21 protein-coding genes and 4 tRNA genes are annotated in these 25,692 nt (G+C 71.3%); 14 read left to right on the forward strand and 11 right to left on the reverse strand.

Annotated features, from left to right (window positions below):
* Positions 1-100: 100 nt before the first annotated feature.
* Complete coding sequence (locus HTZ77_RS12905) at positions 101-1,144, reverse strand: FAD-dependent monooxygenase (protein ID WP_175589796.1); 1,044 nt, start codon at positions 1,142-1,144, stop codon at positions 101-103.
* Between the two features lie 123 nt (positions 1,145-1,267).
* Here HTZ77_RS12905 and HTZ77_RS12910 point away from each other — a divergent pair, with 123 nt between their 5' ends.
* Entirely contained in the window at positions 1,268-2,143 is an 876-nt protein-coding gene (locus HTZ77_RS12910) for a LysR family transcriptional regulator (RefSeq protein ID WP_175589797.1), read from the forward strand.
* A gap of 15 nt (positions 2,144-2,158) precedes the next feature.
* On the opposite strand, the gene HTZ77_RS12915 is transcribed toward HTZ77_RS12910, so the two are convergent.
* A complete protein-coding gene (locus tag HTZ77_RS12915) occupies positions 2,159-2,794 on the reverse strand; it encodes an NAD(P)-dependent oxidoreductase (RefSeq protein ID WP_175589798.1) in 636 nt (211 codons plus the stop codon).
* Between the two features lie 97 nt (positions 2,795-2,891).
* Positions 2,892-3,776, reverse strand: a complete 885-nt coding sequence (gene sigJ / locus HTZ77_RS12920; protein ID WP_175589799.1) for an RNA polymerase sigma factor SigJ — start codon at positions 3,774-3,776, stop codon at positions 2,892-2,894.
* A gap of 182 nt (positions 3,777-3,958) precedes the next feature.
* On the opposite strand from sigJ, the gene HTZ77_RS12925 reads away from it, so the two are divergent.
* The gene (locus HTZ77_RS12925; RefSeq protein WP_175589800.1) at positions 3,959-4,474 is read left to right on the forward strand and encodes an RICIN domain-containing protein; all 516 of its coding nucleotides are present in this window, start codon (positions 3,959-3,961) and stop codon (positions 4,472-4,474) included.
* 284 nt (positions 4,475-4,758) lie between these two features.
* Here HTZ77_RS12925 and HTZ77_RS12930 read toward each other — a convergent pair whose 3' ends face one another.
* From HTZ77_RS12930 to HTZ77_RS12955, 6 genes are all read right to left on the reverse strand, one after another.
* Entirely contained in the window at positions 4,759-5,019 is a 261-nt protein-coding gene (locus HTZ77_RS12930; protein ID WP_175589801.1) for a Txe/YoeB family addiction module toxin, read from the reverse strand.
* Complete coding sequence (locus HTZ77_RS12935) at positions 5,016-5,282, reverse strand: type II toxin-antitoxin system Phd/YefM family antitoxin (RefSeq protein ID WP_175589802.1); 267 nt, start codon at positions 5,280-5,282, stop codon at positions 5,016-5,018. Before HTZ77_RS12935 ends, HTZ77_RS12930 begins: the two co-directional genes overlap by 4 nt.
* Before the next feature lie 298 nt (positions 5,283-5,580).
* Positions 5,581-5,654: transfer RNA gene (locus tag HTZ77_RS12940), tRNA-Phe, on the reverse strand.
* 5 nt (positions 5,655-5,659) lie between these two features.
* A tRNA-Asp gene (locus tag HTZ77_RS12945) sits at positions 5,660-5,734 on the reverse strand.
* Positions 5,735-5,834: 100 nt separating this feature from the next.
* Positions 5,835-5,907 (reverse strand) — tRNA-Glu (locus HTZ77_RS12950).
* On the reverse strand, positions 5,908-7,407 hold the full coding sequence (locus HTZ77_RS12955; protein WP_328808562.1) for a metallophosphoesterase family protein: 1,500 nt from the start codon (positions 7,405-7,407) through the stop codon (positions 5,908-5,910).
* Positions 7,408-7,518: 111 nt separating this feature from the next.
* On the opposite strand from HTZ77_RS12955, the gene HTZ77_RS12960 reads away from it, so the two are divergent.
* Together HTZ77_RS12960 and HTZ77_RS12965 are read left to right on the forward strand one after the other, a co-directional pair.
* Complete coding sequence (locus HTZ77_RS12960; protein ID WP_205302598.1) at positions 7,519-7,869, forward strand: metallopeptidase family protein; 351 nt, start codon at positions 7,519-7,521, stop codon at positions 7,867-7,869.
* 110 nt (positions 7,870-7,979) lie between these two features.
* Positions 7,980-9,263 carry an MFS transporter gene (locus HTZ77_RS12965; RefSeq protein WP_328808563.1) on the forward strand — a complete coding sequence of 428 codons (1,284 nt, stop codon included), beginning with the start codon at positions 7,980-7,982 and terminating at the stop codon, positions 9,261-9,263.
* On the opposite strand, the gene HTZ77_RS12970 is transcribed toward HTZ77_RS12965, so the two are convergent.
* The gene (locus tag HTZ77_RS12970) at positions 9,264-9,569 is read right to left on the reverse strand and encodes a PspC domain-containing protein (RefSeq protein ID WP_175589806.1); all 306 of its coding nucleotides are present in this window, start codon (positions 9,567-9,569) and stop codon (positions 9,264-9,266) included.
* Between the two features lie 104 nt (positions 9,570-9,673).
* Between HTZ77_RS12970 and HTZ77_RS12975 the strand changes: the two genes are divergently transcribed.
* The 10 genes from HTZ77_RS12975 to HTZ77_RS13020 all read left to right on the forward strand — a co-directional run bounded on the left by HTZ77_RS12975 (position 9,674) and on the right by HTZ77_RS13020 (position 25,243).
* Positions 9,674-10,828, forward strand: coding sequence for an acyl-CoA dehydrogenase family protein (locus HTZ77_RS12975; RefSeq protein ID WP_175589807.1), 1,155 nt, complete (start codon positions 9,674-9,676; stop codon positions 10,826-10,828).
* Between the two features lie 34 nt (positions 10,829-10,862).
* Positions 10,863-11,750, forward strand: a complete 888-nt coding sequence (locus HTZ77_RS12980) for an SseB family protein (RefSeq protein WP_175589808.1) — start codon at positions 10,863-10,865, stop codon at positions 11,748-11,750.
* Complete coding sequence (locus tag HTZ77_RS12985) at positions 11,747-12,151, forward strand: hypothetical protein (protein WP_175589809.1); 405 nt, start codon at positions 11,747-11,749, stop codon at positions 12,149-12,151. Before HTZ77_RS12980 ends, HTZ77_RS12985 begins: the two co-directional genes overlap by 4 nt.
* Before the next feature lie 161 nt (positions 12,152-12,312).
* Complete coding sequence (locus tag HTZ77_RS12990; RefSeq protein ID WP_235994651.1) at positions 12,313-12,654, forward strand: YbaB/EbfC family nucleoid-associated protein; 342 nt, start codon at positions 12,313-12,315, stop codon at positions 12,652-12,654.
* 14 nt (positions 12,655-12,668) lie between these two features.
* On the forward strand, positions 12,669-12,992 hold the full coding sequence (locus HTZ77_RS12995) for a hypothetical protein (protein WP_175589811.1): 324 nt from the start codon (positions 12,669-12,671) through the stop codon (positions 12,990-12,992).
* Between the two features lie 10 nt (positions 12,993-13,002).
* A complete protein-coding gene (locus tag HTZ77_RS13000; RefSeq protein WP_175589743.1) occupies positions 13,003-23,589 on the forward strand; it encodes a WXG100-like domain-containing protein in 10,587 nt (3,528 codons plus the stop codon).
* Between the two features lie 50 nt (positions 23,590-23,639).
* A complete protein-coding gene (locus HTZ77_RS13005) occupies positions 23,640-24,164 on the forward strand; it encodes a hypothetical protein (RefSeq protein ID WP_175589812.1) in 525 nt (174 codons plus the stop codon).
* Positions 24,157-24,711 (forward strand): hypothetical protein, encoded by a 555-nt coding sequence (locus HTZ77_RS13010; RefSeq protein WP_175589813.1) that lies wholly within the window; start codon positions 24,157-24,159, stop codon positions 24,709-24,711. Before HTZ77_RS13005 ends, HTZ77_RS13010 begins: the two co-directional genes overlap by 8 nt.
* 141 nt (positions 24,712-24,852) lie before the next feature.
* Positions 24,853-24,928: transfer RNA gene (locus tag HTZ77_RS13015), tRNA-Lys, on the forward strand.
* Between the two features lie 45 nt (positions 24,929-24,973).
* A complete protein-coding gene (locus HTZ77_RS13020) occupies positions 24,974-25,243 on the forward strand; it encodes a hypothetical protein (protein ID WP_175589814.1) in 270 nt (89 codons plus the stop codon).
* On the opposite strand, the gene HTZ77_RS13025 is transcribed toward HTZ77_RS13020, so the two are convergent.
* Positions 25,221-25,652 carry a hypothetical protein gene (locus HTZ77_RS13025; protein ID WP_175589815.1) on the reverse strand — a complete coding sequence of 144 codons (432 nt, stop codon included), beginning with the start codon at positions 25,650-25,652 and terminating at the stop codon, positions 25,221-25,223. The two genes, HTZ77_RS13020 and HTZ77_RS13025, sit on opposite strands and share 23 nt — an antisense overlap.
* Between the last annotated feature and the right edge of the window lie 40 nt (positions 25,653-25,692).

A 25,692-nucleotide genomic window follows, 5' to 3' on the forward strand; every position in this document is an offset into this window, starting at 1 on the left:
GAAACCACAGGCTCATCCCGTTTCCCAGCCTCGTTTTCCACCGGATTCCCGATGACCAGGAAAAAGGGCCGGAGAAATAAGATTTCCCCGGCCCGGTGCGTCACCCGCCGAACATGGCGACGGCCTCCCGGCCGTGCTTCTGGTTCTCCACCACGTACGGCCGCAGCTCCTCCTCGTAGGCCAGGAACGCGGCGGCGTGGTCGCCGGCCGAGGCGGCCAGGTGCCGGGCCAGCGTGTGCGCGCCGATGAGGGCCTGCCAGGTGCCCATGCCCGAGGTCGGCGCGGCGCAGTACCCGGCGTCGCCGACCAGCACGACGCGGCCCTGCGACCAGCGGTCCGCCTCCACCTGGCACGCGGAGGAGAAGAGGAAGTCGGAGGCGGAGGCCATGTCCTCCACCAGGCGCGGCACCACCCAGCCCGCCCCGGCCATGCGCTCGCGCACGATCTCCTCCTGGCGGTCGCGTTCCATGAGGTCGAGCTCCGCCGAGTCGGTGCCGAAGGACATGCTGACCGTCATCCGGTCGGCGTCGGCCGCGCTGAACAGGTAGACGGCCCTGCCCTGGGCGCTCTGCAGCACTCCTCTGTGGTCCAGGGCGAGGTGGTTGGCGGTGGTGAAGCCGACGCCGGACATGCCGAGGTGGCGCACGAACCGCTCGTGCGGGCCGAACGCCAGCCGCCGCACCGTGGAGTACACGCCGTCGGCGCCGACCACGAGGTCGAAGACGCCGGGCTCGCCGCGCTCGAACTCCACCCGCGCGCCCGAGTCGTCCTGCGCGATCCGGCTGATGGAGTCGCCGAACACGTAGCGGACGCGCCCCGCGGTGAGCCGGTGCAGGATCGCGGTCAGCTCGCGCTTGGGCACCTCCAGGTCGCCGGCGAACGCCTCGGCCGGCAGCTCCCCGATCTTGTGCCCCTCGTCGTCCACGAGATCGGTGCCGCGCATCATGGTCTCGTGCCCGCGCACCTCCTCCAGGATGCCCATCCCGTCCAGCACGTCGAACGCGGCGCCGCGGAAGTCCACCGCGTACCCGCTGTCGCGCAGCGCGGGGGCGCGCTCCACCACCGTCACCTCGAAGCCGTGGCGGTGCAGCCAGTACGCCAGGGCGGGCCCGGCGACACTGGCACCGGAGATGAGGACCTTCACGTTCCACTCCTACGAACAGGGAGGATTCCGACAAGGCTCTCAGCATCGAATAAGGTGCCTGGCTGGAACAACGACGAGTCCGGCAACGGTGCGTCAATCCAGACTTAACGATCCAGAGGGATCATGGAGCTGCGCGACATCGAAATCTTCCTGACCCTGGCGGAGGAGCTGCACTTCGGACGCACGGCCGAGCGGATGCGCCTCACCACCGCCCGGATCAGCCAGTCGATCAAGAAGCAGGAGCGCGACCTCGGCGGCCCGCTCTTCGAGCGGAACAGCCGCACCGTGCGGCTGACGCCCCTCGGCCGGCAGCTACGCGACGAGCTCCAGCCGATCAGCCTCGCCCTGCGCGACGTCATGCGGCGCGCGCGGGCCGCCGCCACCGGCGTCACGGCCACGCTGCGGATCGGCATGACGAACGGCAACGGCCACGACCTGCGCCCGTACTGGGACACCTTCCGCGCCCGCCACCCGCAGTGGGAGCTGCGGTTCCGGCACGCGCCCTTCGTGGACCCCTTCCGCGGGCTGCGCAGGGGCGACGTCGACGTCCTCGTCACCTGGCTTCCCATCGCGGAGCCCGACCTGGTGATGGGGCCGGTCCTGTTCAGCGACGCCCGCGTGCTGGCGGTGGCCGTCGACCACCCGCTCGCCGCGCGGCCGTCCGTAACGGTCGAGAGCATCGCCGACTTCCAGCACTCCGGGTCGACGTCGGTCCCCGACTACTGGGAGTCGGCCTTCGTCCCCTCCCACACCCCCGGCGGACGTCCCATCGAGCGCGGGCCGCTCGTCACGTCCGCCGACGAAGTCCTGACTCTCGTCAGCACCGGCGAGATCGTCAACGTCTTCCCCGCCCACAGCGCCCGCTATCTGGCCCGGCCCGACGTGCTCTGGCTGCCGCTCACCGGCATGGAGCGGTTCAGCTTCGGCCTGGTGTGGCGCGGCGAGGCGGAGAACGACGTCATCCGGGCCCTGGCCGCCGTCGTCCGCGACCTGACCTGAAGGTCCACGACAGGCTCAGTTGCCGATCGCCAGGGCCGAGTGGAGGGGCCCGCGCTCGTCCAGGCAACGCAGCACGCAGTCGGCCAGGTCGGCGCGTGACACCCGCACGCCGCCGCGCACGTTCCGGTCGATGGCGCTGCGGTAGGAGCCGGTACGTGGCCCCTCGGTGAGCTGCGGCGGGCGGACGATCGTCCAGTCGAGTCCGCTCGCCCGGACGAGTTCCTCCATGCGGCGCATGTCCGCGAAGGCGTGCCTGAGCAGGCGGTTGAGGACGGGCTTGACCAGGCGGGTGAGCGGCCCGTCGCCCTCCCTGACGAAGCCGCTCGCGCTGACCACGACGAGCCGGCGCACCTCCTCGGCCTCCATCGCCTCGATGATCGAGGCCGTGGCGTCGGCGCACACGGTGGTGGGACCGCGCCCGCGCGGGCCGATGGCCGACACCACCGCGTCGTGTCCCGCGACGGCCGGCCGGATCGCCGCGGGGTCCATGACGTCCGCCTTGACCACCGTGAGGCGGGGGCCGCGGAGGTCGTGGCGCTCCAGCGCGGCGGGGTCCCTGACCACGGCCGTCACCTCGTGCCCGGCTTCCAGCGCTTGCCCGACCACCCGCCACCCGGTGCCCCCGGTGGCGCCGAACACAGTGATTCTCATGACGCACCTCGGTCGGTTCGGTCCACTTGGATAGTGAGTACTAACTAACCTCTCCAGGATGAGTGAGTGCTCACTAACCTGTCAACTCCCGGACGGCTCAGGCGTCCAGCACCGTCAGATCGAGCCCGTTCAGCCGTTCCGGATCGGACAGCACGTCGATGGCGACGATCCGGCCCTCCGTGACCGTGAACGCCATGACGGACAGCGGCCGCCCCTCCACCGCGACGACCACACCGGCCGCCCCGTTGATCAGCACCGGCCGCGCGAACGGCGAGAGCCGTCCGAACATGACCGCCTGCGCGGCCACCGCCCGCGCACCGGAGATCAGCACGGTCTGGCGGGCACGCGCGGTGCCGCCGTCCGAGCGCAGCACGACGTCCGGGTGCAGCGCGGACACGAGCCCGTCGAAGTCGCCGTCGCGGGCGGCGGCCAGGAACGCGTTCACCACGTCGCGCTGCCGCCCGAGGTCCGGGTCGGGCGAGGGCGCCTGGCCCCGCACCCGGCGGCGCGCCCGGCTCGCGAGCTGCCTCGCCGCGGCCGGGGACCGCTCGATCATCAGCGCGATCTCCTCGAACGGCACCGCGAACATGTCGTGCAGCACGAACGCGAGCCGCTCGGCCGGCGCCAGCGTCTCCAGCACCACCAGCAGCGCCAGCCCGACCGAGTCGGACAGCACCGCCTCGCGCTCCGGGTCGGCCCCCTCCTCAGGGCCGATGATCGGATCGGGGACGCGCACGTCGAGCGGGTCCTCGCGCCGGTGCTCGCGCGAGCGCAGCACGTTCAGGCACACCCGGGCCACCACGGTGGTCAGCCACGCCCCGAGGTTCTCCACCGCGCGGGTGTCGGCGCGGTCGAGCCGCAGCCAGGCGTCCTGCACGGCGTCCTCGGCCTCGCTCACCGAACCGAGCATCCGGTAGGCCACCGCCCGCAGATGCGGCCGTTCCTCCTCGAAACGCTCCGTCAGCCAGTCCCGTTCGTCCACCGTGTCACGTTCCTCTCTCGCAGGTACGAACGGTAGACCCGCGGAACGCGACGGATGTGACAGGACCCGGTCACGCACGAGCCGGACATGAACGAATTTCGGAATCTTCCGTGAACCAACGCTTAACGCGCCGCATCTCACGCAGGGAGTGATCACCACTCGCTGAAGGGATGCGAACCAAGATGAGCAGAAACCTGCTGGTGAAGTTCGGCACGATGCTTGCCGTGGTTGCTTCGGGCGCCGCGCTGATGTCCACGCCGGCCGAGGCGTCCGCCGGCAAGCGGCTCAAGCTGGCCGACTACGACCTCTGCCTGGACGTCAAGGACTTCAACGGCAAGAACGCCGCCCCGGTCCAGCTGTGGAAGTGCAACCACAACGCCAACCAGCTCTGGACCATGGGCGGTGACGGCACGATCCGGAGCGCGCTCAACGGCAAGTGCCTCGACATCAAGGACTTCAACGGCAAGAACGCCGCCGTCGTGCAGCTGTGGAAGTGCAGTGGAAACTCGAACCAGAAGTGGTACCTGGGCGGTTCGAAGTACAGCGACTCCGGCTACCGCACCATCCACAGCCGGATGAACAACAAGTGCGTCGACGCGAGAGTCCGGCTCCACACCACGGAACGCCCGCACAACGGCACCCCGATCCAGACGTGGAAGTGCCACGGAGACTACAACCAGTCATTCATCTGGAGCTGAGCCGATCCCGGCCGGGGGACGCGCCCGGCCAACGCGCATTCGAGCCATGAGGGCAGTCGTGCCGGCACCTGCTGTCCTCCTGACATACGCGAACGCAGTCATCGAAGGCCGAGACCGCCGGCGGTTCTGCCAGAGCCGAGACGATCAGCTTGGCGACCTCCGCCGGTCCGCGCACGGAGGTGTCCACCTCCAGCGCCGGGACCCCTCGAACAGAGCGAGGTAGTGAGCCAGCATCTGTGGTGCGATCACCGCCTGGGGAGATCACGTCATGGCCGAGCCGAACGCTACTTCTCGTAGTGATAGCGACAGGCGGCAATCATGATGGTGTCGTCGTTGACGCGGTAGACGAGCCGGTGCTCTGAGGTGATGCGCCGGGACCAGTAGCCGGACCATTCGTACTTCAGCGGCTCTGGCTTGCCGATGCCTTCGTTCTCGTTGCGGGCCACGTCGGCGATCAGCTGGTTGATCCTCTTGAGGATGCGTCGATCTTCTCGCTGCCAGTAGCAGTAGTCCTCCCAGGCGAGCTCGTCGAAAAAGATCTTCACGAGGTGGCGTCCTCATCGGCCAGTTCGCGGACGGTGCCGCCTCCAGCCTCCAGACGGGCAACCGCCTCTGACAGCCGTCTGCGGTTGACGGGTGAGGCCATCAGATAGAGCGTCTCGCGCATCGATTCGTATTCGCGCTGCGACACCATGACGACGCCTTCTCCGCCGGGGCGGGTGATGAGGACTTCCTCCTGGTCGTCGATGACGGCGTCGAGGGTGGCGGCGTAGTTGGCCCGCGATTCGGACATGGTCATCACCTTCATGCCATCAGTGTACATGATGATGTACATCTAGGGTGGAGCAGCAGCGCGCACCGAAGTACGCGATCGTCACGGCCACTACGCAACCTTCTGATCTGTAGGGAATGACAGGCGCCGCGTTCGTGCGTGGTGAAGCAGCGTGAGTCCACGGTGCTCCTCATGAACGCTCACACCTTCATCGAGGAGCCTCTGTAGTTCCTCGGCGTCATCAACGGATGCTCCATCGCGACGTTGCTGTCACAGAACACGAAAACGCCCCGGAGCGATAATCGCTTCGGGGCATCTTGGCTGTTCAAAAAGGTGGTCAGGGGCAGGGTCGAACTGCCGACCTTCCGCTTTTCAGGCGGACGCTCGTACCAACTGAGCTACCTGACCCAGAGCGGTCCTGACGGGACTTGAACCCGCGACCTCCACCTTGACAGGGTGGCGAGCACTCCAAACTGCTCTACAGGACCTTGCTTGTCTTGCTGTTCTTGCCTTGCGACTCGCTTAGCTTACCAGTTCTTCGGAGGTCTTCGACCTGCCGTTTCCCCGGTAGCGCCAGGCGCTTCGCGGTGCCCCCAACGGGATTCGAACCCGTGCCGCCGCCTTGAAAGGGCGGTGTCCTAGGCCGCTAGACGATGGGGGCTCAGGTTTCCCTGTCGCCTTCCGTCGGAGACCTCTGAAGCATAGGGGACGATTGCCCCTGATGCCAAAGTGGCGGGCCGGCGGCCGGCGTTCGCGTGCCGCTCACGGTTCCCGATGGCGTCGGGGCGTTCGTCGGCGCTGGGGAAATCATACGTCCCGGGTTCTCCTCCACGTGACGCTGGATGTACACCGACTGCTCCCCCAGCCCGCCGAGGGTGATGTCGTCCCAGGCCCGCAGGCGTTTCGTCTCCCTGTCGAAGTACAGGACGGACGCCTGCACGGGGGTCGGCTCGGCGTGTTCGAGGGCGCGCAGGCCGGCGCCGCCGGTGGAGCCCTGGACGAGGACGCGCGTGCCGGTGGGCAGCATGGTGGTGGAGCGGGCGTGGGCGTGCCCGGCGAGGACCATGGGCGTGGCGCCGGAGAAGCCGCGGCCGATGATCCCGTCGTGGACCGCCACCAGGTCCGGCTTGCCGGTCCGGGCGAGGTGGTCCCGTCCCCACTGCTCGAGCTTGGCGGGGTCGGAGTCGACCGCCACGGACTTGTCCGGGGTGAAGCGCGGGTCGCCCAGGCCGTAGATGGTCAGGCCGCCCACGCTCTGCGACCTGTCGTCCAGCACGACGGCGTTCTTCTGCTTCGCGACGGCCTTCTGGGTGGTCATGGAGTCATGGTTGCCGCGGATGTAGACGTACGGGACGCCGAGCCGGCCGATCTCCTCCACGAACTTGTTCTCGGGCTTGGTGCCGTGGTCCGAGATGTCACCCGTGTCGATGATCATGTCCACGGCGAACTGGTCCTTCAGGGACCGGATCACGTTCCAGGCGAGCGGGTTGAGGTGGATGTCCGAGACGTGGAGCACCCGGATCGAGCGCGGGTCACCGTCGTACAGCGGCAGCGTCGAGACCGTGTCGTACAGCTTCGAGACGTTCGTCACGAGCTTGGTGAGCTGCGACCGGTACGACTCGAACTTCGTCACGATCGACTCCGCGCTGCCCACCAGCGACGGCGCCGCGGCGATCAGGCCGGAGTAGCGCGGCTCGACCAGCGAGTTCGGCCGGAACGTGGAGGCGGCGAGCACGCCCGTGCCGGCGAGCCCCACTGAGGCGGCGAGCAGGCCGAGCAGCGCGACCTTGGGCCGCCTGAACACCAGCACCCCCGCCACCAGCGCCCCCGCACCCGCGCACAGCAGCGAGCGGATCACCAGGGCGCGCACGCCGTCGAGCAGGTCGCGCTCGATGATGCCGGGCAGCCGGTCGGCCAGGCGCGGGTCCTCGATGAGGGCCTTGGCGCGCTCCTGGTCGATGTTCTCCAGGGTGATGCGCAGCCGCAGCGGCGCGTCGTGGGTGTGGAAGGTGAGCGTGCCCAGCGGGCTCGCGTCGACGACCGTCTCGCCGTGCCAGGCGGGACGGAGCGACATCCCGGTCTCGACGGGGCCCACCTGGGCCCGCACGGTACCGCTGAGGAAGATGCCGAGCCAGGCGCCGACGGCCGCGACGACGAGCACGGCCGCGACCCTCGACGCTCTGGACGTGATGACGGTCCGGAGGATGCGAGCGAGGTTCATATGCCTACGTGCCTACCCGCGTCGCGAGACCTACCCGCCTCGCGAGGCAGAATGGCACATGTGATCGAGGTTACGCGGGAGAAGTTCGAGGAGCTCGTCGCCGAGGCGCTGGACACGATCCCCCCTGAGCTGACCCGTGTCATGAACAACGTCGTCGTCACGGTGGTGGACGATCCGCCCCAACCCAACCTTCTGGGCCTGTACACCGGAATTCCCCTTACCGAGCGTGGCGACTGGTACTCAGCGGTTCTTCCCGACCGGATTGAGATCTACCGCAATGCGATCTGCCGGGTCTGCGACACCGAGGAGCAGGTCGTCCGGGAGGTGCGGATCACGGTGGTGCACGAGGTGGGGCACCACTTCGGCATCGACGACGCGCGCCTGCACGAGCTGGGCTGGTGACCCGGAGGGCGCCGGTTGCCCTCTTCTGCTTGCGGTACGTGGCCTGATCAGGCACCTTAGGTGACGTACTGAATACTCACAGTCAGGCACAGCGGAGTCCAATGGGGGCCATGCGGACGCGACGGCTGCCGGGACGGCATCGCCGTGCTGAAGATCACCAAGCCACCTACGGCGAGGTCCTCGCCATCGGCGAGTTCCGGGCCCTCTGGTACGGCCAGGGCCTGTCCCTCCTCGGCGACCAGCTCGCCCAGGTGGCCCTCGCCGTCCTCGTCTACGACCGCACCGGCTCGCCGCTCGCCACCGCCGCCGTCTACGCGCTGACCTACCTGCCGTCGATCGCCGGCGGCCCGCTGCTGGCCGGGCTGGCCGACCGGTTCGCCCGCAGGGGCGTCATGCTGGCCTGCGACCTGGTGCGCGCGGTGCTGGTGGCCGTCATGGCGCTGCCGGGCATGCCGTTCGCGGTGCTGTGCGCCCTGGTGTTCCTGGTGGTGCTGCTCGGCGCGCCGTTCTCGGCCGCGCGCGCGGCGTTGCTGCCGGAGGTGCTGGAGGGCGACCGGTACGTCGTCGGCACGGCGCTGCAGAACATGACGAACCAGGCGGTCCAGATGCTCGGCTTCGCCGCGGGCGGCGCGGTGATCGCCACGCTGGGCCCGTACCGCGCGCTGGCGCTCGACGCCGCCACGTTCCTCGGCTCGGCGCTGATCCTGGTCTCGGGGGTACGACGGCGGCCGTCGGCGGCGCCCGAGGGCGACCGGCCGTCCATGTGGACGATGACGAGGGAGGGCGCGCGGCTGGTCTTCGGCGACAAGGGGCTGCGCACGCTGGTGATGTTCGCCTGGCTCTGCGGGTTCTACGTGCTGCCGGAGGGGCTGGCCGCGCCGTACGCGGCGACTCTGGCCACCGACACGCTGCCCGCCCCGGTCGTCACCGGGCTGCTGATGGCGGCGATGCCGACGGGCACGGTGCTCGGGGCGTTCCTGTTCAGCAGGTTCGTCTCGCCGTCGCGGCGGTTGCGGCTGATGGGCTGGATGGCGGTGCTGAGCTGTCTGCCGCTGGTGGTCAGCGCGCTGCGGCCGCCGCTGGTCGTGGTGCTGGCGGCCTGGGTCCTGTCGGGGGTGGGCGGGGCCTACCAGCTCGCGGCCAACGCCGCGTTCGTGCAGCGGGTTCCCGCCGAGCGGCGCGGGCAGGCGTTCGGGCTGGCGCAGTCGGGGCTGATGGCCGCGCAGGGCGCCGGGATCCTCGTGGGCGGCCTGGCCGCCGAGAGACTCGGCCCGGAGCTCGTGGTGGCGCTGGCCGGCGTCATGGGAGTGACGTGCGCGGCCGCGCTGGCCATGCTCTGGACCGAGTCCCGGACTGACGGCCCCCGCCGGGTCCGCGCCTCGGCGCCCACCTGATCACTGCTGGGGCTTCTGCTCGTCGTTCCAGGAGGCGGGGGTGTCGGTGCTGTTCTGCCAGGTGGACTTGGCCTGCTGCTTGGCCAGCACGTCCTGGACGATCGAGGTGTCCCTGCCCTGCTCCGGCATGAGCAGCCAGCCGATCGCGTACAGGCCGACCCCCACCCCGCCGAAGAGCGTCGCCACCGCGAGCGCGATGCGAACCAGGTTGGCGTCGACGCCGAGGTACTCCCCGACGCCCGAGCAGACGCCCCCGATGATCCTGCCGTCGTGAGTCCTGCGCAACTGCTTGATGTTGTCGTTCATGTCTCAAGAGTGCCCCCGCGGCCCTCTTTGGCACATCGGGAATCACCCTGTAGAAACCCTGGTAGCCCCTTACGTGTAGGCGCTTGTGCGAGGAGAGGATCGCGATGGACGACCTGCTGCGCGTGGACGACCGGCTCAACGGGGATCAGCGGCTGATCCGCGACACGGTGGCCTCGTTCGTGTCCGACCGCGTCCTGCCGCACGTGGCCGACTGGTTCGAGCAGGGCGTGTTCCCGGCGCGCGAGCTCGCCCCCGAGCTGGGCTCGCTCGGGCTGCTCGGCATGCACCTGGAGGGGTACGGCTGCGCCGGCACCGACGCCGTGTCGTACGGCGTGGCCTGCCGCGAGCTGGAGGCCGGCGACTCGGGGCTGCGCTCGTTCGTGTCGGTGCAGGGCTCGCTGGCCATGTTCCCCATCTGGCGGTACGGCTCCGACGAGCAGAAGGAGGAGTGGCTGCCCCGGATGGCGGCCGGCGAGGCGATCGGCTGCTTCGGCCTGACCGAGCCCGACCACGGCTCCGACCCGGCCGGCATGCGTACCTACGCCAAGCGCGACGGGTCCGACTGGATCCTCAACGGCTCCAAGATGTGGATCACCAACGGCTCGGTCGCGGACGTCGCGGTCGTGTGGGCGCAGACCGACGAGGGCATCCGCGGCTTCGTCGTGCCGACGTCCACGCCGGGCTTCTCCGCCCCTGAGATCCACCGCAAGCTGTCCCTGAGGGCCTCGGTGACGTCGTCCCTGTACTTCGACGACGTCCGGCTGCCGGGCTCGGCCGTACTGCCCGGGGTGACGGGCCTGAAGGGTCCGCTGTCGTGCCTGTCGGAGGCGCGTTTCGGCATCCTGTGGGGAGTCGTGGGCGCGGCGCGCGCGTGCCTGGAGGCTGCGGTGGAGTACGCGAGGACGCGCGTGCAGTTCGGCAAGCCGATCGGGTCGTTCCAGCTCACGCAGGAGAAGCTCGCGTGGATGTACGTGGGCATGGCGCAGGCGTCGCTGACCGCGTTCCACCTGGGCGAGCTCAAGGACGCGGGACGTCTGGAGCCGAAGCAGGTCAGCTTCGGCAAGCTGGCGAACGTGCGCGCGGCCCTGGACATCGCCCGGGAGGCGCGCTCGGTCCTGGGCGGCAACGGGATCACCCTGGAGTATCCGGTCATCCGGCACATGAACAACCTGGAGAGCGTGCTCACGTACGAGGGCACGCAGGAGGTGCACCTGCTGACGCTGGGCAAGGCGCTGACGGGGCTCGACGCGTTCCGCTGAGCCCGCCCCGCCCCGCTGCGGGCAGACTGGTCGCATGAGGAGTGATCTTCACCCGGCCACGCCTTTCGAGGAGCGGCTCCTGGCCGCCCGTGAGGACGGCCAGGAGGCCCTGTGCCTGAGCCTGCTTCGCGACGCCGACCTGGCACTGCCGATCACGGCCGCCGCGGCGGGCGGGACCGGCGCCTCCGCCTGGGCGACGGCCGCGGACTCCGAGCGGACCTGGTTGCTGGCCTACACCTCCGTCGAGGCGATGCGCCTGGCCACCGGCGGCGTCGCCACGCACTGCCGGGTCGCCTCGCTGGCCGAGCTGGCGGCCGGCTGGCCCGACCCGGCCTGGGGCCTCGCGGTCAACCCGGGTCTGCCGACCGCGTTCCTGCTGGAGCCGGGCACCGTGGCCCGGCTCGCGGTCCCGACGCTGGCGCAGGACCTGCTGCTCGACCCCGCGTCGGGCGTGCCGACGGTCCAGAAGCTGCTGTCACCCGCCGACGTCCACGACCTGCTGACCGGGGAGGAGCCGCGGGTGTCCGGCTACTGCCACCACGCGCTGGACGTCTCCCACATCGCCACGCCCGCCGTCCTCGCCGAGGCTCTGGGCCAGCCCGGCATGGTGACCGGGGACGGGTCCCTGATCATCCTGCGCTGGCGGCCGGTCGGCTTCAACCTCTACCGCACGCCCTACGGGGGGATCGACGCGGAGAGCAGGGCCGCGGTGGCCGGCTGGGTGGTCGAGGAGCCGCCGTTCGTCGGGATGGGCCTGGTGCCCAACGCCGATCACGTCGTCCGCGAGTACAAGGTGTACGGCGTGGGCCTGCCGCACGGCGCGGAGATCTGGGAGCTCACGTCGAAGGGGACCGAACACCGGCGCGCGATGTACCACGGCGACCTGCGGCGGTGGCTGCTGGTGGGGAGGCGGACGGCGTGAGCCGGCATTTCTACCGGGTCCGCTGGCGGGGCGCGGTGTATGTGGCCGCCCCCGAGCCGCATTCCCTGGAGCTGTGGGTACGGCTGCGCAGCCCCGAACCCGTGGAGGGTTTCGAGCAGGTCGAGCCGGGATGTCATGTGCGCACGGTTCCGGTCACGGAGTGCGACGGTCTGGAGTTCGTCTCGACGGTGTGCCGGTGGCGCGGCGAGCGTTTCGACGTGCACGACGAGCGGGACGGGAAGCTGCTGCTCGAATACCTGGGCGGCTCCGCTCTCACCGCGCGGGAGCTGGGGCTGGAACGGGTCGAGCGGGGCGTCTACCGCCTGTGGGTTCCCGCCTCGGAGGTCACCGGCCTTCACCAGGAGGCCGTACGCCTGGATATCGGCCACCACCGCAATTGATCTCAGGCTCTTGTCTATTGATGTTCATGTGACGGAAACTTAGGGGAAATACGACAGTGTCGTAAGAGACACAAACGGGCTTGAGGTCTGGGGGTGTCATGGATTCGCCTGATCGGCCCGACGTAGCGGGAATGAGGGCGTACGCCGAAGAACTGCAAGGCATGTTCCAGCGCATCCAGGACGCGGGCGCGGAGTTGCACGCCAAGGCCAGGGCGATCCAGGTCACCGAGACCTCACGCGATGGCCTGGTCTCGGTGACGGTGAGTGCCCGCGGCGAGCTCGTCCGGCTGGACCTCGACCCCCGCATCTACCGGCGACCCGACGCGCGGCACCTGGCCGACACGATCGCGGAGACCGCCCGGCGGGCGACGGCCAGAGCCCAGGAGCGCGTGGTCGAGATCTTCGAGCCGGTGATCCCGACCGAGGAGATCCAGGCGCACCTCAACGGTGACCTCGAAGCCGTCATGGCGCGCCTCACCGAGCGGATGGGAGGCACACGCTGAAGCCCTGGGATGGCGTGGACGTCGCCAAGCAGGTCGTGGAGCTGGGCATCTCCCAGTGGAGCACGATGGCCGAGGACTGGGAGCAGGAGGCGCCGCAGCTCATGGCGGCGGTCAGCGAAGCGCTGGCCGCCGCGCCGTGGGGCAACGGGGTCGAGGGCCTGCAGTTCAAGACCGCGCATTTCAACGGCGGCGGTCCGAACCAGATGCTCACCCAGTGCGCCGAGCTGACCACGCAGATCACCGACGCCGGCGAAAGGCTGCGCACGACCGTGGACAACACCCTGCACGCGAACGCGGTCACGTACGAGGACGTCACCAACGGGCTGAAGGAGATCTGAGGCCCAGGACGTGACCTTCAACGGCACCTCCAGCCCCGTCAGCGTCGGCGGCGCGGGGATCGGCGACCCGTCGACCGTGCGCATCGACCGGGACGTCATGCCCGCCTGGGAGACCAACGCGCTGCCCCCCTGGGTGGTCAACTGGCTGATCCCCATGCTGTCCGCCGGCCAGAAATGGCCGGAGGCCAGCGAGAGCGGGCTGTCGAAGCTGTGCCAGGCGTACGAGGACCTGGGCAAGGGGGTCACCGGCTGCACGCCGCGGGCCGGCGCGGCCGCGCGTACCATCGTGACCGGCTGGAGCGCGCCGGCCACCGCCAACTTCCTCACCAGGGCCAAATTCCTGTACGGCCACGAGGGCGGGATGACGGGCGTCGCCAGGAACTCGACGGCCTACGCGCAGCAGGCGAGCAACTTCGCCGTCGAGACCCAGTACTCGAAGCTCTCCATCAACGTGGCGTTCTGGGTCACGGTCGTCGCCATCGCCATCGCCATCATCGTCAACTTCTTCACCGCGGGATCCTCCACCGCGCTCATCGGCCCGGCCGCGGCCGGCGCCCGCGCCGCCATCAGCCGCATCCTCGTCAGGCTCGCGATCGCCGGCTCCAGGCCGATCACCGCGACGCAGCTCGCGCGGGTGAGCACGCTCAGCGGCGCCACCGGTCCCGGCCTGATCAGCAGGGTGCTGGCCACCGAGTTCGGCCACGAGCTCGTCGAGGAGATCGGCGAGGAGTTCTTCATCGACGCGGTCGCCCAGTACCAGCAGATCAAGATGGGCACCAGGAAGGAATGGGACTTCGACCGGTCCATGGCCGCGATCCTCGGAGCGGGCGGCGGCGCGATCGTGGGCATGAAGGTCGCCGGGCCCGTCTCCCGCGTCACCGGCCGCGTGCCGGGGTTCGCGGGCCGGGCGCTCACCACCGGCGTGACCAACACGATCGCCTCCCCCGTCGGCAGCTTCATCGCCAACGGCCTGGTCTACGGCCAGTGGGAGAACCCGTTCACCTACGACAGCATGACGGGCGGCTTCTTCGGCGGCGCCGGGCGCACCGGATCCATCAGCCCGTTCAATCCCTCGGTGGCCTCGGCGGTGATCCACCCGCTGACCACTCTGGCCTCCGCCTACGACCTCGCGGCACGCGCCGACGCCGCCCGCGCGGCCGGCGGCCCGCCGGGAGGAAGCCCGGACGGGAGCCCGGTGGGCGGCGGGCCCGGCACCGGGGGTGGCCCCGGCTCCGGCGGCGGTCACCAGGGCGGGCTCGTGAGCGTGCCCCAGCCCGCGGCGGCCGGCGCCCCGAGGGCGGCCGGCTCCGCACCGCACGCCCCCGCGATGGCGGGCGCCGGGCCGTCGGCCACGGGCCGGAGCGACGGCGACGGGCGCGGGGCCGTCGCGCCGGATCCGGGCGGGTCCGGGGCCAGGCACGGCTCCGCCTCCCGGGCACACCCGGCCCAGGCCCACCAGGCCCAGGCCCATCCGGCCCAGGCGGACGCGCAGTCCTCCCAGACCGGCGCCTCGCCGGAGCCGGGTGAGAGCGCGCACCGCCCCTCCGGCCGAGGCGGCGCGTCCGGGCAGGGCCAGACGGGGACGGCGCCGCAGTCCTCGCCCGACACGGCACAGCCCCTCTCGCCCGAGTCGCCCGATTCGGGGGAGGGGACGGGCCGGCGTGCCGCCGACGGGCAGACGCAAGGGAGGGGTGACGCCGCTCCGCAGCCGGACCACCCGACCGCGCGGCCGGACGGTCAGCCCGCCCATGCCTCCGGTGCGGCATCCCCCGCCGGCCCGACCGCGACAGGCGACCAGAGCGCGACCCCCCAGCCGGCCCAGCACGCGCAGCAGACGGATCCGGCCGGCCACGGAGCGGGGAACACCGCCGCCTCCTCCGCGGGGCAGGCCGCCGCGATCACCGCCCAGGCCGCCGCCGAGCGGGCCCGCACGGCTCTGATCGGCGCGCTCGCCACGGACTTCTCCAACGCGGTGATCGGCCCGACCGGAGACCTCCTCATCACCTCCGACTCCGGCGTGCGCATGATCCCCGCCGCCACCATGAACCGCCTGCGCGCCGCTCTGGACACCCGCGCCCAGGAGGTCACCAACACCGCGGACCTGCAGGCGGAGGCGACCGCGATGCTGACGGTCGCCCAGGAGGGCGAAACCCCCGCCCCCTCCACCGCGCCCGGTCAGGGCGCCCCGGCGGCCGCGGCGCCGGCCAGCAGGCCGGGAACGGTCACCTCGCGACCGGTCCCCGGAACCAGACACGTGCCCGACGGCCGCCAGGGCCCCGACCTGACCCTGGACGAGGTGCACCGCGCCCTCTCCGAGCTGCACCCACGCCACTTCCTCGACGAGGAGGTGACCGGGTTCACCTGGCTGGAGGCGGGCCGCCTGCTGGCGGTCCGGACGAAGTCGAACGGCACCTTCTACTTCCGCCCCGTCATCGGGTGGACGGACGTCGCGAGCGCCCTGCTCAGCCACCGGTCCCGCCTCGGGCTGGGCCAGGAGGAGGTCGCGAACGGGGCGGGTTTGTCGGTCGGCGAGTACGCCCGCCTGGAGGAGGGCCGAGGGCGGCGTCCGTCCACGCGGACGCTCACCGCCCTGTCCCAGGCCCTGTCCCTGACGGACAACGAGACGGCCGCCCTGCTGCGCATCGCCGACGAGGGCGGCATGAGCCCGGGCCTGATGGGCGAGACCAGGATCCGCACGGGCACCAGGAGCGACCCGCACCTGGTCCATTTCGGCCCGCGCATCGGCGAAGGACAGGTCTCCCGGGTCTGGCTGCACGAGATCACCGACACCCTCCAGGAGGTGCTGGCGGGCGACGAGCGCGGACGGCGGCGCATCCTGCCGCACCGGCGCGGCGAGAACACCCGCGACATGTGCGTGCACGCGCAGCTCAACGAGCTGGAGCTGCTGGCCGACAAGTGGCGCAAGGCTTCCACGCCGGCCGAGCAGCGCCGGCTCGCCGTGGACTTCGACGGCGTGTCCCGCCAGTTGCTCGAACGCGGCCAGAACCCGCCGCCACCGCCCTGGGCGCCCACGCCGGGCACGCGGACCCAGCAGGCCGCGTCCTTACCCCGCAAGGACCCGCAGATCCACCACATCGAGGACGTCATCGACGCGCTCGTGAAGGCCGAGGACGCGCTCCGGCGGCAGATCCAGGCCAAGACCCGGAGCGCCGAGGAGGCGAAGGAGCAGGCCCGCAAGGCGACGCGTGAGGCCCGCAAGGCGGCCAAGCAGCACGACCAGGGGCGCTTCACGCGGGCGCGCAAGGAGCGGCAGAAGAACCGGTCCCTGCGGGCCGCTCGGGCACGCAAGCTCAGGATCGCCGCGGCCTACCGCGCCGCGCTGACCGAGGCCACGCAGGCCCGGGAGACGTACGAGCAGCTCCTCATGGCCATGAAGCAGCCGAGCGCGGCGACCCGCCCCGGCGAGGTGGGCATGGGTCACATCGCCCGGTCCCTGGAGGCCAAGGCCCGGCGGCAGCACCAGGGCTACCTGGACGCGCTGGCGGTGGCGCTGCCGCAGGAGATCAGCCTGTCCGCTGCCCTGCCGACGGGCCGGCTGCCCCATCTGACCAAGCTCACCGCCACCGTCAACAAGATGCTGGCCGACAACAAGTCCGACTACACGTTCACGCCGCTGGAGCTGGAGCAGGCCCTGCGGGCCGACTTCCACAAGGCCGTCTCCCCCGACGGCGTCGTGCTGCGGGTGGGCCGCGGGCCGTCGGCGGCGCAGGTGCGGGTCAAGCTCACCCTGTCCGACCTCGCCGAGGTGATCGATCCGGCCATCAAGGGGTCGGAGATGATGGTGGGCCTGTTCTTCCAGTCGGGCCGCACGGCCACGAACACCGAGTCGAGCAGTGCCGGCGTGTCCGCGGGCTTCAGCACCACCGCTCTGGCTCCGATGATGGCCGAGGGCGAGATGGCCAGGAACCTGGTCGAGATGCTGGGGGTCAGCGTCGGGGCCAGTGTCGGGCGCGGCTCGTCGGCCAGCGTCGGGGCCGGGGCGTTCGCGCAGGGCGGCTACGTCGCCGACGACAGAAGCGAGCCGCTGCTGTTCGACGCCGACGCGAGCTGGCGCGTCGAGGTGCGCACCTCGAAGTCCGGCGGCTGGTCCGACAGTGTCACGGTCGCCTCCGGCGCCCCGGGCGACGCCACCGCGCAACGGCTCTGGCTCTCGCAGTCCTACGCCGACCAACCCCCGCGCAAGCTGGCGCGGATCGACGAGGCCAAGCGCGACCCGAAGTTCCCTCGGCACGTCCTGGCCTACATGACCGGGCTGGAGGGCGGTCTCGACGCCGTCGCGGCGGCGCTCGGCGGCGACTACACCCAGGTCGGTGCCCCCGCGCACGACCAGCTGCGCACGTTCATCACCGAAGAGCTGCCCCTGCAACTGCGTGAGGCGGTCAACGGCACCTACGAGCGCGTCCTCACCAGGAACGGCCAGCCCCACGCGAGGGTCATCGCCGACAGCAGGGTCGTCAGGGTGCGGTGCGAGCCGCTGGGCGGCGCGAACGCCGAGGAGTGGGAGGAGGAGGTGCTCACCGACTTCGTCGCGCTTCCGGGCGGGGCGTCCTCGGGCAGGTCGGTGGAGGGCAACGCCTCCGCCGGCCTCAAGACCCCCGGGCTGGCGGACGTCAACGGCCCCGGCGACTACCGCCCCACCATCGGGCCCAGGGTCAGGGGGAGCAGGTCGGTGTCGCAGTCGTACTCCGCGACCGCGAGCAAGCAGGCGATCCACCCCAGCGTGCACAGGAAGACCAGCCCCAAGCAGAGCTACAAGCTCGTCGTGGAGACCACGTTCTGGGTGGAGGTGTTCGGCAAGCCTCCGGTCAAGCTGCAGCCGGTGCGGAGCACGGCGGTGGTGGGCATGCGGGAGTCGGCCGCCTACCGCTACGGGCTGCCCGTCGACAGCGCGGCGCTGGTGTACAAGGACGGCCGGCCGTTGCTCGACGCGGACGGCAACCAGGTGCTGCGCGGCGATCCGCGACCCGGTCCGCCCCCGGGCCGCAAGGACGCGCTGCCCGTCTGGCTCGGCGACGGTCCCGGGCAGATGCGCGGCGCGGGCCCCGCTCTCGTCGGGGAGATCACGGGTCTGGACGAGTTCCGCAGGAAGGTGCTGGACGAGCTCGCGAAGCGGGGCATCATCCCGAAGACCGTGGACGGCAGGCCCCAGTACGCGTCCAACGCGCTCGAACGCGCCAGCCAGATCCTCAACGAGCAGGAGGTCAAGGAGCAGCTCTCGGAGCACCGGATCCGGGCCGCCTACGACTCGCTGGCGCAGGACGGCATCCGCCTCGACCTGACGCTGCAGGGCCTGAACGGCGCCAAGCAGGAGTACACGCTGCACCTGTCGCTGAAGCAGGTCTTCACCGAACGCACCCCCTTCAAGCACACCGACTCCGAGACGGTGGTCAACCTCGACATCGGCTCCGACACCTCGGCCCGGGGCGTGAGCCGGTCGCGGACGTACGCGGGCGGCGCGTCCATCAGCGAGAGCGACGGACCCGACCAGGGCCACGACGGCCTGACGCACGAAGTGGGCGCCAACGGCGGCGGCAACCGCACCCGCACGGTCGGCTCCAGCGACGGCACCACGGACAACGTGGTGGGGCTGAACGAGAGCGGCGATCTGGTCGCGACCACCATGCTGGGGCACGACCTGATCGGCGCGCTGGAGCACAACGGCGAGACGACGATGCTGGCCAAGGAGAGAGGCCAGGCCGAGCTGAAGTTCGCCGCCGACCTCCTGCCGGAGGAGAACGGCAGCGCGCCGGCGCCCCTCGGCAAGCTGTCCGAGAAGGCGCGGAGCAAGCTGCTGATCCTGCACATGGACGTGCCGGGCAGTCACGAAGCCGCCCGGCGGGTGGCGCCCAGGGGCATGCGCGCCGGCTCCCGGGCCCTGCAGATCGTCACCGCGCTGCTGAACGTGCGCAACCTCGTCTCCCACACCAAGCTGTTCACCCGGGCGGTGACCGCCGCTCTCGGCTCGAGCGCCGAGAACCTTGCCTCCCGCTCCTCGCTGTCGGTGGAGGGCGAGCTCGGCGAGGCGGAGGTGATCGCCGCCGTCGACCACGTCAACGGCGACATCCTGTTCGGGCTCGGCAGCGCCGGCGTGTCCTGGGGCGGATCGTCGGGCGTGTCCGTCGGCACCTCGGTGAGCGCCTCCGACCTCGACGACGGAGGCACGTCGAGCGACGGAGCCGCGGTGTCGCTGCCCTCCCGGTCGGGAGGCACCTCCGACTCCACCTCGATCCTCGACATCTGGGGCAACGAAGAGCTCACGATCAAGTACGGCCGCCAGTACATCATCCGCGCGTCGGCGACGCTCACGTTCACCGGCTCGGAGACCGCGACGCACGCGCAGCGGTCATCGAGGGGCGGGGTCTCCTACGGCGAGACCCGGACGGAGACGGCGCAGGGCACCGTGCTCGGCATGATCGCCGAGTACGAAGCGCTGCAGATGTACATCGACGGCGAGCTCAAGCTGCCGGGAGCGCTCGTCGCCGACGCCGTCGAGCGTTTCCTCAACCACAGTCTCGACCTCGACCCCAGCGTCGCCGTGCCCTTGGTCCAGCGCTACGTCAAGGACGTGGCCAAGGCGCGCAAGGCCGGTGCGGACGTCAGCTACGCGGCGCGGCACACCCCGCAGGTCCTGCTCGCCAGAGTCAAGGAGGTCATGGGCATCGCGCCCGACCCGGCGGCTCAGCACGGCCGGCGCCGGGGCAACCCCGAGAAGGCCCTCAAGCGGACCCTCAGCGCCGCGGCGGATCTGCTCGCACGCTCCCAGGACGTCGTGCTGGCGCCCTCGCACGACCGCGCGCTGGGCACGAGCACGGTGGAATCGCTCGACGTGACCGAGAAGCGCGGCTGGAACTGGCAGCGCGGCAAACCGCGCAAGCGCGGCAAACCGGTGTCGATGATGGACGCGGTGACCCGGGCCGTGAACAACGCGATCCCCGGAGCGGTGGAGGGCAGTCCGACCCTGGCCGAGGAACTGGCGGTCAACTTCTCCGACAAGGCGGCCCGGGTCCACGTTCTCGACATGTGGTCGGCCCGAGGGTACGAGAAGAGCTACCACGTGCAGGGCACCACGCCGGGCTCGCAGACCGAGGAGGTGACGGTCAGGGCCCGGCTGGTGCCGGCCGACCCCAAGAACCCCCGACGCGCGAAGTTCCTCTCCCACACGAACGAGGCCGGGACCATCATCCAGCGGTACCGTTACACCGATCGCACGCACTCCAGGTCGTACAACGGCTCCTACGCGGTCGGCGTGGACTACAACACCTCGGACGCGAGCAACGGTTACGGCGGCGGCGTGTCCACGGACCGGGGCCGCTCGTACACGAGCTCGATCAACCGGCAGAGCGCCAGGCTGAACCGGATCGGCCTGTTCAACGGCCTCGACCGGGTCCGGCAGGACATGGTGCTCGTCATCGAGGTCGAGCGCAGGCCGGTGCGGGGCCGGGTGAGGGGCCATGTCCACAGGGTGACCGGCAAGCTCCGGCGCAGGTTCCGTCGTGCGCGGCCGGTCACCTTCAGAGCCGCCCTGACCCGGTATCTGCCGACGGGCATGATCAGGCCCGCGTCCGAGGATCCCGGGCCGCTGCAGACCGTGCCCGATCCGCGGCGGGTCGAGCTGCTGCCCGGTCAGTTCCCGTCGTCGATCTGGGAGGACCCGGACCGGCCCAGCCTGTACGACGTCATCGTGGCGCAGCTCACGAAGATGACGGGCGCCACGGCGGTCGACGAGATCCGTCCCGAGCTGGTCAGGCGGCTGCTCCCGTCCTCGCTGCTGACCGCGTTCGAGCGGATGGCCGAGCCCGCCGGTGAGGTGCTCGTGCGGACGGCCAGGCAGGGGTTCAGGAGCCAGGGCACCGAGGTGAACGTCAAGGCCCACCTGTCGGACCTCACCGTCGTCTCCGGGCCGTTCGAGGCGGAGATCGGAGAGGTCGACCGGGCGGCCGACGCCCAGAACGCGACCGTGTCGCGCAGCCACGTGCTCCCGATCGGCATGGGCGGCAGCGCCAAGGACAACCAGACGGGTCTCGACGGCGGCGTGCGGGTCGGCGAGCAGGCTTCGGAGAGCGTGAGCGACCACCACGGGGGACGGCGCGAGCGCAGCATGTTCCGGAAGGGCCCCGCGTACGTCGTCCGGCTCAGGGTCGACTACGACCTGACCTTCCAGAACGTGGCCCGGCTGCGGGACGGCCGCGAGCACCCCGTCGGCAAGCCCATCCACCTGCCGGGCGCCACCGGCGGCGAGGTCGACGTGGTCCTCTTCGCGGACGAGCTGGCCGACCTGCAGGCGCGGATGGAGGCGAACGCGAGGGTCGCGCCGCCGGACACCGGGCGGCGGACCTTCAGGTTCGTCCCCGAGCCAGGTCGCGAGGGCATGATCGACGCCCTGCGGGACGCGCGGCTGGCCGCCCGCGAACGCGGCGAGGTGGCCGTCGTGGCGGTCAGGGACAAGTACGGCCTCCACCGCTACCACGCCCACCCGGACGGCTCCCTGCGCAGCATGACCACCGACGGCTGGTTCGCCGAGGCGTTCGCCACCCTTCCCCCGCTGGTGCTGGAGGCCGCCTCGGCCTTCGGCCTCGACCTGCGCGAGGTCTACCTGACCTCCGACGAGCCCGGCACCTTCACCCACCAGGTCAAGGCCGCGCTGATGGCGCGCGGCGTCCTGGCGGTCGACGACCGGAAGCCGGACTGGCCGGCCGAGCGGCGGCTCACGAGCCAGCCGGTGGGCGGGAGCGTCAGCCAGGGCGTGACGGCTCCCAGCGTGACCTCGCCCGCGATCGAGGGCACCCCCTTCTCCCGGTCGGCCCGCCCCGCCTCAGTGCCGGACCTGACCGTGGCGGAGGTACGCGCGCAGGCCGTCGCCGCGGCCGACCTGGGCGGGGGCGCAGCACGCATCACGTGGGCCACGGGCGACACGATGACCGTCCAGGTGCCCGCCGGGCCCGACCAGCACGTCCGCGTGCTGATGGAGGATCCGGGCGAGGGCCTGAACGCGGCCGTGGAGCCACGCGCCGGCACGGCGGACGACCCGCACGTGATCCGGATGGGGGCGCGCATCCACCCGGAGGTGGTGTCCTCGGTCCTGGTCCACGAGCTGTCACACGTCCTGCAGGAGGCGTCCGCCGTCGCCGCGGGTGCGCCGCAAGGCGTCGTACGGACCTCGCTCGCGCAGGAGCAGGCCGAGGGCACCGACCACTGCCTGCTCCCGCGCCTGAACGAGCACGCCCACCTGTCCGACAAGTGGCGCGCCGCCACCGACCGCGCCACGCGCGCGCTCCTGGCGGACGCGATCGACGCCATCGCCGCCGACATCGGGCGGCGCGGCCACACCCCGCCCGCACCGCCGTGGGGGACGGGCCCGCGCGCGCCCGTCCCCGCTGAGCCGCAGAGCAGGATCGCCCGGCTGCTCAGCGGCGGAACCGCCACGGGGCTGGACACCTCGCCGGCGGGGCTGTCCAAGGTGGCCGCCATCGCCGGCGTGGCCGACGTGAGCCCGGTGCCGGGCCAGGTGAAGCAGTTCACGGTGACCACGGCCGGCGGCCGGTTCACCCTGGAGCTGGTCGAGGCCGCACGGGACGCCACCGAGGTGAGCGTCGAGGCGCGTACCAGGGACCGGCTGACACTCCGGGTGCCCGCGGAGGGCGGGCCCCGGGTGACGGCCGCGGTGGCCGAGCAGGTGGCGGGGCACGCGGCGATCCTGGCCGGACGGTCCGGCGAACGGCTGCTCGGGCCGGGCCCCGTGGTGTCCCCGCGGGCGCTCGGCGTGCCCGACGCCATGACGCTCGCCCGGCTCCGCGGCCTCGCCCAGGTGATCTCCGAGGCCGGTCCCCGTGGCGCAGCGGCCGCGCGGTCCGCGCTGCGCGCCGAGATGAGCCGGGCGGGACTGGCGCCGGGCCAGGACGGAGCCGCCGCCAGGCTGCTGGCGCTGGCGCGGTCGGGCCAGCTCTCCCCCACCGACGTCGCGGCCATCCGGGGCGGGGAGACGTTGCCCGAGACGGCCGCGGCCGCGGCGATCGCGCGCGCGGCGGCGCTCATGGGCGCACGGGTCCAGGTGCTCGGCCCCGGCCTGCTGGACATCGTGATCCCCGGCCGCCCGCCCATCCCCGTCGAGGTCCGGCCGGAGCGGGCCGGGGCCCCCGAGCCGGGCGTGCTGACCTACCAGCTGGACGGCCGCCTCACGATCGGCGCGAACGAACGAGCCGCGGCCGCGACCGCCGCCGCGGCCGTCGCCCGAGCGCGGGGCGGGCACCCCGGCCACCACGCCGCGCTGGCCGAGCTGCACGAGGCCGTGCGACAGGCGCGCGCGGCCACCACGACCCAGCGACCCGGCCGGCTCGGTGTGCTGTTCGACCTGCTGACCACGGCCCCGGCGGAGGTGTGGCGGCTCCTTCCGGAGCCGGTGGCCGCCGAGCTCGCCGAGCTCAGGAACGGCAAGCGCCCCCGGGACTGGCCCGCGTACCTGAAGCGCCTGCGCATGCTCGCGAACACGACCGGCTGGTGGCCGCCGGAGGAGCCCGAGGAGCCGGAGCAGCCTGGCCCTGCGGAGGCGCCGTCGGAGGAGCGCGTGATCGCGGTGTGAGGGGGCACGACGGCGTTCCGGCATGATGGGCTGTCGAGGAGAGGACGACTATGGGATTCGCGGTGGCGCGGACGAGGGACGAGGCGCATCTCTACCTCGACCTGCACCCGTGCGCGTGCGGGTCGGCGGAGACCGCCTGGCGCAGCGGGCTGGTCGACGTCGAGGGCGAGCTGGTCAACCGCTACACGGGCGTGTGCGAGGAGTGCGGGGCCACCCGCGAGTACCTGTTCGGGCTGCCTGAGCGGCCCGTGACGCCCGTGGCCTATCCGACGTTCGGCGGGTCGGAACCGTCGGAGCTGCTCGACGCGGGCGAGTGGCTGTGGGTGGCCGACCTGAGCGCCGGCAACGTGCCCGTGGACGACCAGGCCGAGGCGCGGCGGGTGCTGCGGGTCGCCACGGCGGCCGTGGAGGAGGTCGTCAAGTTCGTGCCGCCCGGCGCGGACGCGGTGCCCGACGACGCGTTCTGGTCCGAACGCGGGCAGGGCATGCGGGCCACCGAGCCCGGCAGGTTCGAGCTCGACCGGCTCCTGGTCGTGCGCGACACCTACCAGGAACTGGCGGCCGGCCATGCCTGAGCGTGGCCTGGGCCGTTCACTGGTGGAGGCGTACCTCTACCTCGATCTGGTGGCGTACGACGGCGAGCCCGGGGCGTCGCGACAGGCGACGGTCACCCGGGAGCAGGACGGGGTCGTGGTCGGTCTCGGCACCACGGAGATCCTCGTCCCCTACGAGGCCGAGGCCGGCGCGCGAGAGGAAGGAGCGCTCTTCGGCTCCGGCCTGTCCGAGCTGATCGACCCCGGGCAGTGGGTCCTGATCGCCACGACGTACGCGAGCCGGGCGCTGGAAGGCGCGCTGTTCCACGCCGCCGACCCGTCAGGCGAGCACCGCTACGAGGATGTGGCAGCCGACTGGCGCTTCGCCGCCGAATCCATCGCCGAGGCGCTGAAGTTCTTCCCGCCGGACGAGGACGAGCTGCCCCCGGACGCGTTCTGGACCGAGCTCGGCAGGTCGCTACGCGAGTCCGAGCCGGACCGGCTCACCAGGCAGAAACTGGAGAGCGACCTGGCCCTCTACCACCAGAGCCTGGACGACTTCCACCGCCTGAACGCCGACCCGGAGTGAGCGACGGCGGGAAGCGGACGGCGGGGCGTGGCCGATGTCCCGGCTCGGCCGGGACATCGGCGGGGGCGCCGATCCGCTACTGTGATGGGGCGAGAACGGCGTCGCGTACCGGACGGTAGTCTCTGTACTCTTGCTGTGCATGGGGCGTTAGCTCAATTGGCAGAGCTGCGGACTTTTAATCCGTAGGTTCCGGGTTCGAGCCCCGGGCGCCCTACCACTCCTCGCCTCGCGTCCGAAGCAGCCGTGTGCCAGTCGTCGCGGAATGTACGCGGAATGGATCTCGGTGCGTTTTCCCAGGTCGGCTCCGGGATTCGGCGGCGTTCCGGAGGCATTCCCCGAACTCATGGGCCGGGCGCACGAGATGTCAGCCTGGTTCGCGCTCGTCGAAGGCCGCTATGAGGACGTCGTCGACGCCGCCCGGATGGGACACGCTGTCGCCGGCCAGACCAGCGCCATGGTGCAGCTCACCTTGCAGGAAGCCCGCGGCCTGGCTCGCATCGGTGACGGCATCAGGCCGCACGCGCGATCGTGACGATCGATCGGCTGGTATCGGAGACGGTCTCATGCTGCCAGCCGCCGTACTGTGCCTCGATCTCGAAGCCCGCCTCGTGCAGGAATGCGCCAAGCTTCGATACATCCAGGAATCGCATGCTCGCCCGATCGACGCGTAGGACGGTGCCGTCATGAGCGCTGGTGGTTTCGGTGACGGTCACCACGTCGTCGACCACCGACTCGACCTGGTGTGACACGTGAAGCGTGCGCCCGCTGCCCTCCACGACCTCGCTGGCGTTCGACGGCTTCCACTCCTCCCACTCGCGCACCTGCGGGTTACGCGTGTCGAAGGCGAACCGACCGCCGTCACGTAGCGCCCTCCTGATCGCGATCAGCGACGCGGACAGCTCTCCATCGGTCACGAAGCACTGGAAGGCATTACTGGCCATAGTCGTTAGGTCGAATTCGCGATCCCAGGATGCGTCCGCC

The sequence above is a fragment of the Nonomuraea montanisoli genome (assembly GCF_013363975.1).
In the GTDB taxonomy this organism is placed as follows: Bacteria; Actinomycetota; Actinomycetes; order Streptosporangiales; family Streptosporangiaceae; genus Nonomuraea; species Nonomuraea montanisoli.

Coding starts and splice junctions, on each gene's coding strand:
- HTZ77_RS13005 (WP_175589812.1), top strand. CDS start 23,640: ATGGGATTCGCGGTGGCGCGGACGAGGGACGAGGCGCATCTCTACCTC.
- HTZ77_RS12910 (WP_175589797.1), top strand. CDS start 1,268: ATGGAGCTGCGCGACATCGAAATCTTCCTGACCCTGGCGGAGGAGCTG.
- HTZ77_RS12970 (WP_175589806.1), bottom strand. CDS start 9,569: ATGAACGACAACATCAAGCAGTTGCGCAGGACTCACGACGGCAGGATC.
- HTZ77_RS12925 (WP_175589800.1), top strand. CDS start 3,959: ATGAGCAGAAACCTGCTGGTGAAGTTCGGCACGATGCTTGCCGTGGTT.
- HTZ77_RS12975 (WP_175589807.1), top strand. CDS start 9,674: ATGGACGACCTGCTGCGCGTGGACGACCGGCTCAACGGGGATCAGCGG.
- HTZ77_RS12965 (WP_328808563.1), top strand. CDS start 7,980: ATGCGGACGCGACGGCTGCCGGGACGGCATCGCCGTGCTGAAGATCAC.
- HTZ77_RS12960 (WP_205302598.1), top strand. CDS start 7,519: ATGGCACATGTGATCGAGGTTACGCGGGAGAAGTTCGAGGAGCTCGTC.
- HTZ77_RS13020 (WP_175589814.1), top strand. CDS start 24,974: ATGTACGCGGAATGGATCTCGGTGCGTTTTCCCAGGTCGGCTCCGGGA.
- HTZ77_RS12980 (WP_175589808.1), top strand. CDS start 10,863: ATGAGGAGTGATCTTCACCCGGCCACGCCTTTCGAGGAGCGGCTCCTG.
- HTZ77_RS12935 (WP_175589802.1), bottom strand. CDS start 5,282: ATGAAGGTGATGACCATGTCCGAATCGCGGGCCAACTACGCCGCCACC.
- HTZ77_RS13010 (WP_175589813.1), top strand. CDS start 24,157: ATGCCTGAGCGTGGCCTGGGCCGTTCACTGGTGGAGGCGTACCTCTAC.
- HTZ77_RS12990 (WP_235994651.1), top strand. CDS start 12,313: ATGTTCCAGCGCATCCAGGACGCGGGCGCGGAGTTGCACGCCAAGGCC.
- HTZ77_RS12915 (WP_175589798.1), bottom strand. CDS start 2,794: ATGAGAATCACTGTGTTCGGCGCCACCGGGGGCACCGGGTGGCGGGTG.
- HTZ77_RS13025 (WP_175589815.1), bottom strand. CDS start 25,652: ATGGCCAGTAATGCCTTCCAGTGCTTCGTGACCGATGGAGAGCTGTCC.